At 49.3% G+C, this 13,018-nt stretch carries 13 protein-coding genes; 1 reads left to right on the plus strand and 12 read right to left on the minus strand.

All coding sequences use genetic code 11. The features are described 5' to 3' along the window. Nucleotides 1–129: 129 nt before the first annotated feature. The 12 genes from BLP63_RS01380 to BLP63_RS01435 form a co-directional block, all read right to left on the minus strand. Nucleotides 130–984, minus strand: coding sequence for an SDR family oxidoreductase (locus BLP63_RS01380; protein ID WP_092589091.1), 855 nt, complete (start codon nucleotides 982–984; stop codon nucleotides 130–132). 85 nt (nucleotides 985–1,069) lie between these two features. Further along, nucleotides 1,070–2,359 (minus strand): TRAP transporter large permease, encoded by a 1,290-nt coding sequence (locus tag BLP63_RS01385; protein ID WP_242870743.1) that lies wholly within the window; start codon nucleotides 2,357–2,359, stop codon nucleotides 1,070–1,072. Then, on the minus strand, nucleotides 2,356–2,841 hold the full coding sequence (locus tag BLP63_RS01390) for a TRAP transporter small permease (protein WP_092589093.1): 486 nt from the start codon (nucleotides 2,839–2,841) through the stop codon (nucleotides 2,356–2,358). The genes BLP63_RS01385 and BLP63_RS01390 overlap by 4 nt, the downstream gene beginning before the upstream one ends. Before the next feature lie 92 nt (nucleotides 2,842–2,933). Further along, a complete protein-coding gene (locus tag BLP63_RS01395; RefSeq protein WP_092589094.1) occupies nucleotides 2,934–3,983 on the minus strand; it encodes a TRAP transporter substrate-binding protein in 1,050 nt (349 codons plus the stop codon). 68 nt (nucleotides 3,984–4,051) lie between these two features. After that, the gene (gene yiaK / locus BLP63_RS01400) at nucleotides 4,052–5,056 is read right to left on the minus strand and encodes a 3-dehydro-L-gulonate 2-dehydrogenase (protein ID WP_092589095.1); all 1,005 of its coding nucleotides are present in this window, start codon (nucleotides 5,054–5,056) and stop codon (nucleotides 4,052–4,054) included. Between the two features lie 37 nt (nucleotides 5,057–5,093). Beyond that, a complete protein-coding gene (locus BLP63_RS01405) occupies nucleotides 5,094–6,089 on the minus strand; it encodes a Gfo/Idh/MocA family protein (protein WP_242870744.1) in 996 nt (331 codons plus the stop codon). Nucleotides 6,090–6,254: 165 nt separating this feature from the next. After that, nucleotides 6,255–6,725, minus strand: a complete 471-nt coding sequence (locus BLP63_RS01410) for a YhcH/YjgK/YiaL family protein (protein WP_092589096.1) — start codon at nucleotides 6,723–6,725, stop codon at nucleotides 6,255–6,257. A gap of 27 nt (nucleotides 6,726–6,752) precedes the next feature. Then, the gene (yiaK, locus tag BLP63_RS01415) at nucleotides 6,753–7,757 is read right to left on the minus strand and encodes a 3-dehydro-L-gulonate 2-dehydrogenase (RefSeq protein WP_092589097.1); all 1,005 of its coding nucleotides are present in this window, start codon (nucleotides 7,755–7,757) and stop codon (nucleotides 6,753–6,755) included. Nucleotides 7,758–7,821: 64 nt separating this feature from the next. Continuing rightward, nucleotides 7,822–8,325, minus strand: coding sequence for a peptide deformylase (locus BLP63_RS01420; RefSeq protein WP_092589098.1), 504 nt, complete (start codon nucleotides 8,323–8,325; stop codon nucleotides 7,822–7,824). A 1-nt stretch (nucleotide 8,326) separates the two neighbouring features. Next, complete coding sequence (locus tag BLP63_RS01425; RefSeq protein WP_092589099.1) at nucleotides 8,327–9,184, minus strand: GNAT family N-acetyltransferase; 858 nt, start codon at nucleotides 9,182–9,184, stop codon at nucleotides 8,327–8,329. A gap of 252 nt (nucleotides 9,185–9,436) precedes the next feature. After that, on the minus strand, nucleotides 9,437–10,705 hold the full coding sequence (locus BLP63_RS01430; RefSeq protein WP_330387048.1) for a DUF438 domain-containing protein: 1,269 nt from the start codon (nucleotides 10,703–10,705) through the stop codon (nucleotides 9,437–9,439). 21 nt (nucleotides 10,706–10,726) lie between these two features. Next, on the minus strand, nucleotides 10,727–11,626 hold the full coding sequence (locus BLP63_RS01435; RefSeq protein ID WP_092589100.1) for a DUF4392 domain-containing protein: 900 nt from the start codon (nucleotides 11,624–11,626) through the stop codon (nucleotides 10,727–10,729). Nucleotides 11,627–11,919: 293 nt separating this feature from the next. Between BLP63_RS01435 and BLP63_RS16950 the strand changes: the two genes are divergently transcribed. Further along, nucleotides 11,920–12,993, plus strand: a complete 1,074-nt coding sequence (locus BLP63_RS16950) for a hypothetical protein (protein ID WP_092589101.1) — start codon at nucleotides 11,920–11,922, stop codon at nucleotides 12,991–12,993. The last annotated feature ends 25 nt before the right edge of the window (nucleotides 12,994–13,018 follow it).

Raw genomic sequence — 13,018 nt, forward strand, 5'->3', positions numbered from 1 at the left:
CCCCACCTAACTCGCGATTCAAACTTTGTTATTCAAACCTATAATAATTATCTCCATACAAAGGTTCACAAGTGTTTGCCTCTTTTTGATGAGCAAACCACTCACCAAGTCCGACTATGTCCTTTTGATTTACACGCCGGAATAAGCGTTGAACCCGCCATCAACCGCCAGCACGATGCCATTGATAAAGCCGGAGGCCTTCGAATCCGCCAAAAACAGAAGCGGACCCACCAGCTCTTCAGGCTCTCCAAATCTGTCGCATGGCGACTTATAGATCACCTTCTGAGCTCTCGGTGTATAACTGCCGTCTTCATTGAGCATCAACTTTCGATTCTGCTCCGTGATAAACCAGCCTGGCGCTATAGCGTTAACCCTAATACCCACCTTTGAAAAGTGTACCGCAAGCCACTCGGTAAAATTGCTGATGGCTGCTTTGGCAGCGCTGTAGGCAGGTACTTTTGTCAGCGGCGAATAAGCGGCCATAGAAGAAATGTTGATAATGGTCGCGTCTTTTTTACCCGCCATGTCTCTTCCAAAAATTTGAGATGGGATCAGCGACCCCATAAAGTTGAGGTCAAAAACATAGCCTATGCCCTTTGGATCAAGATCGAAGAAGGTCGTCCGCCCTTCCGCATTGTCGAGATCCTCCATTTGGAAATATTCCTGGCTGGAAATCCCCTTTGGATGATTCCCGCCTGCTGCGTTCACCAGAATATCACAAGTGCCATAAGCCTCGTGGAGTTTATCTCTTACCTGCTTCATGCTATCCGGGTCAAGAACATCCCCCGGAATAGCCATAGCCTCACCGCCAGCAGCTTTGATTCTGTCAGCCACAGCCTGTGCTTTTTCAGCCGTTCTGTTGACAATGGCGACTTTGGCGCCAGAGAGCGCCAGGGCTTCACAAAAATAACTGCCCAGTACCCCGCCGCCACCGGTGACGACAGCGACTTTTCCTTTAAGATCTACTTGAAGTGGGAGTTTCACAGTGAATACCTCCTCGTGATGTTCTCAGTGTCTGAATGTGTGATATTTGAAAAAGCTAAACCTACTGCTTCAAATTATCGATTTCCTAAAACAGCCTCGGACTGATCATTTTTGGAATTCCAATAACCACTTGCGGCACAAACGCAACAAATAAAAGTACTAAAAGTGCGACTAAAAAGTATGGCCGTACGCCTCTAAACGATCTTTCTATGCCAATCTTTCCAATTGAGCCCGCAATTAGCAGACACAGCCCGTAAGGCGGCGTTACCAGACCCAATGACAGTGTAATGGTGACAATCAGTCCAAGGTGGACAGGATGGATGCCAAGCGCGATTGCTGCCGGAAGAATGACAGGTACGAACAAAATCATTGCCGGAACGCCATCCATGAACGTCCCAATAAACAGGAAGAACGCAATAACAATTGTGATGAACAAGTACATCCCGCCTGGAGCGTTTAAGAAGAACTCTGAAACAATCGTTGTGACGCCATAATAGCCCATCAATTCCCCAAGCGCATTCGCGGTAGCAAGCGCAAACAGAGACAGGGAGCTTAGCTTGAGTGTTTCAATAATAATACTTGGAATGCTTTGTACGCTGATCGTCTTATAAATAAACATGCCCACAAGCAGCGCGTAGACCGCAGATACACCTGCGGCTTCAGTCGGCGTAAAGAAGCCTGAGACAATGCCGCCTATTATAATGACAGGCGTTACCAAAGCTGGAAAACTTCTCAAAAACAGTTTTCCAATTTCAGCGGATTTAATACGTTCGTTCTTTGGAAAATTGTATTTCCTTCCTCGAACTGCGACGACGGCCATCATGGACAGTCCCACCATAATGCCCGGAATCATGCCTGCCAGGAATAGCGCCGCTACTGAGGCATTGGTGATCCCTGCGTAAACGACCATCACTATGCTGGGAGGAATGATACTGCCGATAGTCGACGAAGCCGCCGTAACACCTACGGCCGTCTCAGCATCATAGCCCTGCTCAATCATGCTGGGAATCAAGACCTTGCCAACACCCGCGGTATCCGCTTGAGATGACCCAGAAACACCAGCAAAAATCATTGAAACCAAAATATTTGAATGCGCCAGTCCACCACGTATATGGCCTACCAAGGCCACTGAAAAATCTATCAGCATCTTTGAGATATTGCCGTGATTCATAAGATTAGCAGCCAAGATAAAGAGTGGAACTGCAAGCAATATAAACGAATTGAGTCCATAAAACATTTTGTTGAAGATTACAATGCTTGGTATGCCAGGCACTGTAGCAATTCCAAAGAATGCAACCAGGCCGAGGGAGAACGAGATTGGAACCCCTATCGCTATGAAGGTTATAAAAGCTAAAATCAGAAGAACCTCAGTCACGATACTTCGCCCCCTTTGATAAGAGAATAGATACTTTCGAATAAATGCGTGATCAAATAGAAGGTCATTGTAATTCCTGTTATTGGGAGCGCGATCCATACATAACCCATTTTAAAGCTTGGTATATTTACCCATTGATAATTCCAGAATCTTTTCGTGACATCAATGCCATACTTTGACATGGCAATTGTAAAGATCAACATTAAAACTACAATTAGAATGCCATGTGCAGTCTTCCAGCGACCTTTCAAGTGATCTCTCAAAGAGTCAAAAGCAAAGTGCTGATGGCCGTTGACAGCAATTGCCGCACCCAAAAATACAGCCCAAATAAACGAATAGACAGAGACGTCCTGAGCCCACATTACGGGCACCTTTAAAAACCTCGCCGCTATTTGAATAATAACTGTTATGAGAAAAATTGAAATTGCGATTGCACCCGCTATAGTTTGGATTTTTTCAAGCGCGTTAGCAAGGCTTCTCATGTTAAGCCTCCTCTTTAATGAAAATTGTTTTTGTGAATAATTAGTGCGGTGCAATATGGAGCTTTAGTCCATATTGCACCGCTTTAAACCTTTTATTGAATTGCGCGTACCATCTCAAGGAACGCTTCCATGCCGTTTTCCTCGGCATATTTGTCTTGAATTGGAATTGCCAACTCGCGGAATGCCTCGAGGTCAACTTCATTGACGACGCCGCCATCAGCGATAACTTTTACTTTTGACTCGTCGAGCATACGGTAAGTGACTGCTCTTTCTTCAGCCGTAGCCGCGTCAATCGCTTCAAGAATCCATGCTTGCTGCTGCTCTGGAAGCGCATCAAAGCGATCCCCGTTCATGAGAAGCAGTCGAGTTGTATAGTCATGCATAGTTTCAGAAACATACATGCCATTCTTAGTCTTGTGGTGATCCTGGAGCATAAAGTTAGTATAGTCATTCTCTGCCGCGTCTACAACGCCTTGTTGAAGCGCCTGATAAAGCTCACCCCAAGCAACGGAGGTCGGAATAGCGCCAGCGTTTGCCCAGAACTCCTGTTGTACCGGAGAAGACTGCGTTCTGATTTTAAGACCAGCAGCGTCTTGTGGCACATTGATTGGCTGCTTGCCATAGTAATTGCGAACACTTGAACTCCAGTAGTCCATGATCAGGAATTCATTATTTGTTTTTTCAGTGATGACTTCTTTCATCTTCATGCCAAACTCGCCATCAAGCGCTTTTTCCCAGTGATCAAAGCTGTTGAACAGATAAAGGAGTGACAGCATGTCCACTTCATTGACGCCAATAGCTGTCATGAAGCCCGGGGATGCGACAACCATATCTGCAGCGCCAAGGGACAGCTTCTCGATCAGTTCTGATTCGTTCGTGCCAATGGAGCCGTTATGGACCGTTACAGTAATATTGCCTTCTGAAAGCTCTTCGACAACCTCTTTGAATTTAACAAGTCCATATTGATATGGGTTTTCGGTTGAAGTCTGGTTGTGTGCGACAACAAGGTTGATCGGTTCAAGCGTTTCTTCTGCAGGCGTTTCTGCAGGCGTTTCAGCTGGTGCCTCGGCCTTTGGCGCACAACCGGCAAACACACCGACTGCCAGAAGTAACACCATCATCAATGACAAATACTTTTTCATCTGATTCTCCCCTTTGTTTGTTTTATATCTTCCGGCTTTCGCCGTTGTTGCTGCAAAGTGTTTGGTGGTTACAGCGACTTGATGGTTTCCCAAATTTCCGGCAACACAGGAATACCCTCTTTCATGTTCTCAAGTCTCGTCTGGTAGTCCCTTTCGCCAGGATAACGGATACTTGAGCCTTCAGCTGCTGGTATGGATCCTTTTACATCTTCAATGACCCGGTTTATGACCTCATCCGTAAATTCCTCTGTATTAAAATGTCTTGGATCAATGGCAATCAAAACTTGCGACAAGCCATATTCATCTTCACATTTCTTTCCAATATCCGTTGTGCTCATTCCTGCTGATAGAATCGCAGCAACGAGATCGAGCGCAATGGACATGCCTGAGCCCTTCCAAAAGCCAACAGGAAGTACGCGCCATGTTGCTTCAATTTCCTCAGGGTCTGTAGTCAATTCTCCATTTCGGTCATAACCGCCAGCGACCGGGAGCTGACCCCCTTTGAATTTCGTTTCTTCAATTTTTCCATAAGAGAACTGGGCCATAGCCATGTCGACGACTAAATGCTGGCCACTGGATCTTGGTACCGCAATGACAAAAGGGTTATTGCCTATACGGCGGTCTTTGCCGCCCCATGCAGGCATATTTGGCATAGTGTTCGTCCAGCAAATCCCTACGCAACCGGCATTTGCAGCCTGCCAGCCATAAGCGCCGCCTCGCATCCAGTGGTTCGTGTTGCCTATGGCAACAAGGCCTATTCCAAATTCCTTTGAAAGCTCAACAGCCCGTTCCATGGCGCGCTTAGCGTTGAGATTGCCCATTGCCAGCTTTCCGTCCCACCGCTCGAACGCCCCCATGGAGGCTACTTTCTCGGGCTTCGCCTTGACGTCAATGTAACCCTTGTCAATGTAACTCACAACCCGTGGAAATCGATTGACGCCGTGGGAATACACACCATCCAGACTGTTTTCTGTAAAAAGCTTTGCGGACTCATAAGCATCCTCTTCGCTGAAGCCTTTGCTGACGAGGATTCGCTTGAATTCCTGGATCATATCATCATATTGAATTCTCATGGGCTATTCTCCTTATATAACAAGCTGCTGCCTCTTGTTACTTCTGTTTGTATCGTTTGCGATAGTCATTCAGGATCTGATCAGTGACTTTTATGACGTTCGCAGCGCTCTTAAGGTTCGCTGGACTTTTTTCATACCCGGCCATTTCGTTGACTATAGTCTGAATATAAGGCATTCCAACGTGTTCCGGTGGTGTAAACGAAATTTGTTTTTCGCCGTCCTTATTTACAATGGTGACCGGTCCGTAGCCTAAACCTTCAAAGGTCATTGTCCCCTGATCACCAATGATGCGAACATATTCCTCACTGATGTCCGAAACATAACACCATAAGCCGTTGCCTATGACGCCGCTTTCAAATTTAAAGTTTGCGGAAACTGTATCTTCAACGTCGTATAAACCGCCTAAATTTTCCGCAATGCCATTCGTTTCCACAATGGTGCCAAAGAAAAAATCAAGAATATCAAGAACATGAACGCCCATGTCTAAAAACTTGCCGCCGCCGGCAATGTCCGGCAACAACCGCCATGGTAAATTTTCTCTGTCAAAGTCCGTCTTTTCAGGCGGCATCAGCTGCCTGACTTCAACACAGCGAACCTGCCCAATGGTTTGGTTCTCAAGCAGTTCCTTTATCTTGATATACTTTTCCATACCCCTGCGATAAAACGCCACATAAACCGGCAATCCTTTTTCATCTGCCTTTTCCATAATTTCAAGGCAGTCCTCATAGGTCTGAGCCATGGGCTTTTCAATATAAGGGATTTTCCCAGCCTCCAGGCACCTCAAAGCGTAATCTTTGTGAAATTTAGGTGGGACTGGCAGATAAACTGCGTCAATTTCCGGATCCTTCAGCATTTCATCCACGGAAGCATATACATGCTTAACATCATGACGCTTTGCGTAATCCTTTGCTTTTTCAGGATCGCGGCCATAAATACCCTTCAGTTCAGAGTGCTCTGATTTATACAGACCCGGGCCACTTTTAACTTCTGTGACCGAACCATGCCCAATCATACCCCAACAAATATTCTTCAAAGCCTACCTCCTTAGGGTTCAGAAATCCGTGATTATTCTAATCCTTAAAAACACATTATCAGAATTGTTAAACTCAATTACATACTACCATACAAGAATGGCTGAGTCAAACGACAGACTACCTTAAATACACTATCGATTTAAAGTGTCGTTCTGACTGCATTTCTATTTAAACAAGGACATATGGAGCTTCATGACAATCTTGCGGACAGGCGCTGGTTCATTGACTGCACAAGCAGGTCTATGAACGTCCCACGGGAAAAAAACGGCGAAGCAGCCTGGTGTCATATTCAAAAGCACTTCATTTTCAACATGGTCGTAAAACAGGATATCCCGTTCTTCAATATAACCTTCCTGTGAACCGAAGTTTCCAAGGTCAGGCACAAAGCCAATCAATTCGTTCCCCGCAGGTGAATATTGAAGATCCACATAATTTTTGTGGACTTCCGGACGCTTGTTTTCCTTGTGATTTGTATTGGTGTCAATGACCTGCACGTACATCATTTTACCGTCAATTTCATAGACCCCTGCCTGCATTGCCAACATGTCGTTGTCTTTTAAATACGCGAGTGCCTTTCTGACCGGTTCTGGATAGGTTGATTCGCTGCCTGTGTTGTTTAAATTTCCAAAAATCATGTGAATGCCTCCATTCTATTTTTGTTTTTATAATTTCAGGATTTTCTCCCAGACCTCTGGCACCACCTCGATGCCGTTTTCGAGCTGCTCCATGCGTACCTTGAAGTCGCGTTCGCCGGGGTAGCGGGGGTGGGTTTCCGGGACCATCGGCATAGAGCTTTTGAGGTCCTGGATGACGGCTTCTATGACGTCGTCTGAATATTCAGGGGTGTTGAAGCGTCCCTGATCAATGGCTATGAAGACCTGGGACAGGCCATACTCTTCTTCACAGTTGCGGCCAATCTCGCCGGTGGTAAAGCCTGCGGACAGGAGGGCGGCGATCAGGTCCAGGGCTATGGACATGCTGGAGCCTTTCCAGTAGCCCGTTGGCAGGAGGCGGGCGGTTTTTTCGATTTCGACCGGGTCGTCTGTCAAATTTCCGCTTGAATCGTAGCCGCCGGCGACGGGGAGCTTCTTCCCATGTAGTCTGGCCTCCTCAATCTTGCCATAGGAGAACTGGGACATGGCAAAGTCCACGACGACGTGGCGGCCGTCGCTGCGGGGGATGGCCAGGACAAAGGGGTTGTTGCCTATCTTTTTGTCCATGCCGCCCCAAACGGGCATGTTGGGCTGGGTGTTGGTCCAGCAGATCCCTACGCAGCCGGCGTCCGCGGCCTGCCAGCCGTAGGTGCCGCCGCGCATCCAGTGGTTGGTGTTGGCCATAGCCACGACACCGACGCCGTGGGTCTTTGCCATTTCGACCGCGCGGCCCATGGCAGCCCTGGCGTTTAAGACACCAATCCCAAGTCTGCCGTTCCAGCGTTCAAAGGCGCCGGCGCTGTGGATACATTCGGCCTTGGCATGGATGTCAATGTAGCCCTTGTCAATATACTGGATCAGGCGGGGAAAGCGGTTCACGCCATGGGTGTAAACGCCGTCCAGGCTGTTGCCGGCCATAATCTCGGCGGTGAGGGCCGCGTCTTGGGGGGCCAGGCTTCTGTTTTCAAGGATTTTTGTGAAGGTTTCAAGCATGGTTTTATAGGGAATGCGCATGGATTGACTCCTTTCTTCTTCCTTTTTCCGGCTTTCTATTTTCTATTTTCTACTGGGGGCTGCCTTAAGCTTTTCCCATCTTGTCGCGATTGAACCTGAGGCTCTTGGAGGTCTGAGCGTGGTCGACGGCAAGGATCCCGTCCAGGTGGTCGTATTCGTGCTGAAGCAGCTCGGCGAGGTCGCCCTCCACTTCCAGGGTCTGTTCGTTCCAGTCGAGGTCCAGATACCGGAGTCTGACGCGTTTAAAGCGTCTCACCCACACCTCAAGACCAGGGAAGCTGAAGCAGTCGTCCCAAACGTAGAAGGTCTCCTTGTCCATGGGTTCCAGAACCGGGTTGACCAGTACCGTCTCCTCACCCTCAATATTCATGTAAAGGATTCTGACAAGGGCATCAATTTGCGGCGCGGCTATAGCCCGGCCAAAGCCAATGTTCTTTCTGAAATTGAGGAGTGTATCCCTGAGATCCTCTGCGACGCTTGCCGCAAGTTCTTTTTCATCCTCTTCAATGGGGGCGCACTTGATCCTCAAGTGATCGTGGCCCAACAGCAGGATTTCTCGAATGGCCATTTTATTGCTCCTTTCTGAAGTTGTAGTGTCCCACGTGATCCACTGGAATGAATCCCAGTCTTTTATAGATTCTGCCGGCGCAAGGGTTGTCATATTGAAGGGCAAAATCCCTGCCGGGTACAGCGAGCTGCTTGACAAGTCCGGCGACGCAGGCTGAGGCCATGCCCCGTCCTCTGAGCTCAGGCGTCGTGGCGACGCCTACAATCAAGGCATGCTGGGATGTTTCAAATTCACTTTGTGCGCAGGCTGCAATTTGTCCGTTCTTTCGAACCACAACGCCATGGCCTCGGCCACTGAGCAGTTTTTCCTCCATGACAGGCCTTGGCGTGAAGGAATGGAAGCAGCGTTGGTAGAGCGCTATGATCTCATCAAGATCTGACGTCATGAGTGGCTCAAGGTCGCAGATAATTTCTTTCTGAAGTTCCTTGGATGCAGCTGTTTCGGCAGACATTACGGAGATTTCCGCACCAACCGTATGACTGACAAAAAGATCAAAGGGCGCTATGGCCTCGCAATAAGACATAGCTGCGATGAGCTGATTGAAGCCAATTCGTCTGACAGCTTCGGCAAAGGACTGCAGGCTTTCTTGTGGGGAACTTCCGTCCATGAGCTTTTGTGACATCATTAACTGAGCATTGCCGGAGCTGCGCTGTAAGAACGTTGCCAGCAAATTCCCACGGTCATCTCTTGCTGTAATGACACTGCGAAAGGTCTTCTCAGGATTCAGAAGGCCCAGCAAAATAAAGTAATGCCTTGCCGGATCGCACTGCGCGAAGCTCTGGAGCTCGCTCCACAAGCCACGGCGACTGACCTCACTTGCTTCAAGGATTTCTATGCTTAATTCTTTCAATTGCGACATGTCTCACCCCGAAGTTATGACTTGAAGGTTTAAAGCGCTGCACAATTATATGTTACCCCTTTTTGATGGAGACGGACACAACATTTTGGGCATGTTGGTTGGGGACAGGGACATGCTGCGCGAATGGTTGGGGACTGTCCCCAACCGAGTTCCCATTAACGCCCAGCTCTACTTAGGCGAAAAAAAGCCGCTCCGGCATCAACCGTGCGGCTTTTATTAAGCTTTCTTTTGTTATGCTTAAAAGTTTTCCATTCAAAAATTTTCAGAAAGCAAACGTTTTTGGCCTTCGATCGCTTTTAGAGGTGCAATATTTTGTGTGACTTCAAGGGTTCCAAGATATTCGCCCTGTTCTCCGCGGACGGCAAAATAGCGGATATAGATCATGGCGTCCCCCATCTGGATCCAGAAATGCTCGTGATCTTTGCGGCCAGCCTTAAAGGCTTCAAGGATGGTTTCAACCACGTGAACGCTTGACGGCGGATGACAGTTCTGTACGGAGCGTCCTATAACGGATTTGGTGCGCGGGAAGATCCGCTCTGCGGACTGGGAAAAGTATTTGACGTTGTCGTCCTTGTCAATGAAGGTCATGTCGATTGGGAGCGTATTGAGAATCCGGGTCAGCTCATCCACCTTGAGAATACCTGTTTCCATGCGGATCAGCCCATCTGCCGCGTTTGAAACAGCCTCAGCCGCGTTGCCTTCACCCGGCGCGCCAAATGGAATCATTCTTGAAGGCGACCACTTGGCTTCCGGACTCACAATGCAATAACCTATTTCATCACTGTCCAGGGCGATCTCTACCCATTCATCCTCTGTCAGTGTTTCGAGGAGCATTGGGATCAGGATGGATTCTTCTTTAAAAATCATGTCGAGAATTTTGGTGTTCATGGCTTCAGCGGCTGCCTTGAGATCTTCCACCGTTCCATCCGGACTGTTCAGTAGTGCTTTAAAGCCCTTGATCATCACCCGAATCTCATCATCCACACCCCACATGACTTTTGGCGGTGCTGTAATGCCGTACTTCTCCATATATGGGAATAAGATGTTCTCTTTTCTGCTGTAATGCTTATCAATATCCAAGAGCAGATTGACGTCCTCGAGCAATTCATAACGGCGTTCTGCCAGAGTTTCCTCCGTCAGGGCCGCGACTTTTGGCATCAGCGTATTCTTGAGCAGGTTCTCAATGGCGAAGTTTTCTTCCCTCAACACACGGACCGGATGCCCCGGCTTTTCCTCTTCCTTGGAGGTGGTGTGAATCTGAGTTACAGCGCCTCTGAAAATCTCAGCATGAACGTCGCAAAGTTTTTGAATCTCTTCAACGGCCATGCCCTCAGCGACGAGACCAGACTCCATTTCAGAGATCTCACTGGCGGACACGCCTTCAATCAGCTTGGCAAATTCTTCCTTGACTTCTGCAGGATCCTTGCCGTCGTGCAGCTGCAGGATAATCTCTTTCAGCACCTTCTGCCGCTGTTCCTTATTGCTCTTCATGTTGCTGCGGTTGTCAATGTACTCGCTCAAAATCAATCTCCTCCTTCAACATTAGAAATAAATGCCAATCATCCCATGCACCGCCATGATGACGCTTTGGTTTTCTTCGTAGCTGTAACCGTCCACAGTGGTCTGTCTGAGTTTGGTGGCGCCGTCTACAGCCCCCATGTCGACCATGGTATGGAGGAGCTCCGAGGCGGTTTCAGGGGGAATCAAGAGGTTTTTTCCGCTAAGCAGGGACAGGGCCCCTATGAGGACGTAAGCCCCCCAATTTGAGACCGACGCGGGCATCAATACGTCCGCCGCTGTGACGGCAGCGATGACGTCGCCTTTGGGCACCTGCTTGATGATCTTTTCGTAAAGGCGCCCCATGCCAATTTCGTTGCCGCCGTCGCCAATGGCCAAGGTTGGCTTTTGATCACAAGCGGCGAGTTCGAAGAAAAGGTCAAGGGAGGGCGTCAGGTCGGATAGGATTTCGCCGCGCATGGAGTGGCAGTGACCATCGGCAGCCTTTCCTGGGCGCTCAATGGCAAAGATCAGGTCGGGTTCAAAGTCCGTGTACAGGCGTATCAGCTCCGCAGCCTTCGAGTCCGGCACGAAGGGGTGGACCTCAGCGCTCATGCCAAGGTGCGTCCGGCCCATTTCAAGGAGTGTGGACGAATGTGTGTCCGTGGCATAAGCCACCTGCTGGCCAAGGAGTTCAAGGGCTTTGCCAACCGCCAGTGCCCCCGGCGGCCCGTCTGTCTCTCCAAGCTCTGCGCCGCGCACTGGAAAGCCTGTCAGGATCAAAGTTTTCTTTGCGGAAATGAGACTTTTCGCAGCTTCAAGGTAAGCGCCGGGGATGTCAAGGCCGCCCAGCCCGCGGCTTTCCAAGCGTTCATAGGCCAGGGCTTCAAGCGCCGCAATGGTTTGCGTCTGCCCGGTTGTGAGATGAAATATTTCAGTTGACATGGATCCGTGCCCCCTTCGATAGGCGTTGACGTTTTTGATCTATTTGGGCGTTATGTCTTACGCGGATTCTTTATCTATATTTTACCTCTTCCAATTTGTGAAAACAAGGACAATCGGCTTGCAAACGTTGATCCGACTGAATCCTACACGTTTTTGTTTGTTGGGGGACAGGGACATGTGGTTGGGGACTGGGCCGCGCTACAGCATGAAACTTTTTTGAATTTCTGACGTCTAAGACTATATCCGAAAACAACCGTCAACGGTTTTCCAAAATGCTAAAGGAGACTTAGACTATGAATAAGAATATTAATACGCAACGAAAGACTTCATATACGTCCCGGCGCTTGAGCAGTCGCCTCGCCCTCGCCCTCTCCCTTGCTATAATTCTGGTCCTGGCCCTCACCGCCTGCGCCGGGCCGGCGCCAACGCCACCGCCAACAACACCTCCAGAGCAGCCTCCTGTAACGACACCGCCCGGTGAGGAAACACCTGGTGAGGACCGCTCTTACACGACGCCGCCCTTCGCCTTCCCTATAAAAGGCGCTTATCATGAGGACCTCGCCCAGGAACAGGAAGCGTTGAAGGAAAAAGGCCAGCTTTTTGGCCTTCTGATCGACAGCACGGAGGCCTGGAATGCGGCCATTGAAACCTATGGCTTTGAGAGTGACCGGGAGGGGCAGAGCCTGAACTACGGCGACGCCTATTTTGAAAGCTATGCCTTGCTGATCGTCTTCGCGGAACAGGGCTCCAGCAGTGTCATGTATCAATTTGGCAAGGCCGAGGCTACCGAGTCCCTGATCGACGTGACTTTAGAGCAGTATTTGCCGGAAATAGGCACTACGGATATGGTGATGAAGGGGTTTGTCGCCGGCCTGGACAAAGACGCGCTCTACCTGCCGGACGGCAGCCAGAAGCCTCTCAACATCACTCAACGCACCATCCCTCCAACTACAGAAACGCCTGTTGACGACCTGACCGTCGAGGATCTCAGGTTAGGCAATCTCTCTGTCAGACTGGCAGCGCTGGAGCTCGACTTCAGGATGGCCCAAAAGCCGGAGCGGGTCGAGATGGCCCACGACGGCTATGAGGAATGGCGCTATTATGAGAATGGGATTGAAATTTTGATTCTCGAAAACGAGGTCTTCATGATCTCCACGGACAACCCGGACTATCCTACGCCTCGGGGCCTCAAAGTCGGCGACAGTCTGGAGACGCTGACCGCCCTTTATGGAGAGGCCAGCATGCTTGAAACCCTCGAAAATGGAAACGTGCTTCACAGCTTCGACTTGTCCGGCCAGTATCACCTGTTCCATGCCGAGATTAAGGATGATACCATAGTGCGGCTTCAGGTGAATTTGACTATGTGATGGGGTGACGAGGTGAATGTGGGTG

This window comes from Acidaminobacter hydrogenoformans DSM 2784 (assembly GCF_900103005.1).
GTDB lineage: Bacteria > Bacillota > Clostridia > Peptostreptococcales > Acidaminobacteraceae > Acidaminobacter > Acidaminobacter hydrogenoformans.

What these genes read in the sequence shown, in the direction of transcription:
- BLP63_RS01435 (WP_092589100.1), bottom strand. Translation starts at nt 11,626, where the DNA reads ATGTCAACTGAAATATTTCATCTCACAACCGGGCAGACGCAAACCATT.
- BLP63_RS01410 (WP_092589096.1), bottom strand. Translation starts at nt 6,725, where the DNA reads ATGATTTTTGGAAATTTAAACAACACAGGCAGCGAATCAACCTATCCA.
- BLP63_RS01425 (WP_092589099.1), bottom strand. Translation starts at nt 9,184, where the DNA reads ATGTCGCAATTGAAAGAATTAAGCATAGAAATCCTTGAAGCAAGTGAG.
- BLP63_RS01395 (WP_092589094.1), bottom strand. Translation starts at nt 3,983, where the DNA reads ATGAAAAAGTATTTGTCATTGATGATGGTGTTACTTCTGGCAGTCGGT.
- BLP63_RS16950 (WP_092589101.1), top strand. Translation starts at nt 11,920, where the DNA reads ATGAATAAGAATATTAATACGCAACGAAAGACTTCATATACGTCCCGG.
- BLP63_RS01420 (WP_092589098.1), bottom strand. Translation starts at nt 8,325, where the DNA reads ATGGCCATTCGAGAAATCCTGCTGTTGGGCCACGATCACTTGAGGATC.
- BLP63_RS01390 (WP_092589093.1), bottom strand. Translation starts at nt 2,841, where the DNA reads ATGAGAAGCCTTGCTAACGCGCTTGAAAAAATCCAAACTATAGCGGGT.
- yiaK (WP_092589097.1), bottom strand. Translation starts at nt 7,757, where the DNA reads ATGCGCATTCCCTATAAAACCATGCTTGAAACCTTCACAAAAATCCTT.
- yiaK (WP_092589095.1), bottom strand. Translation starts at nt 5,056, where the DNA reads ATGAGAATTCAATATGATGATATGATCCAGGAATTCAAGCGAATCCTC.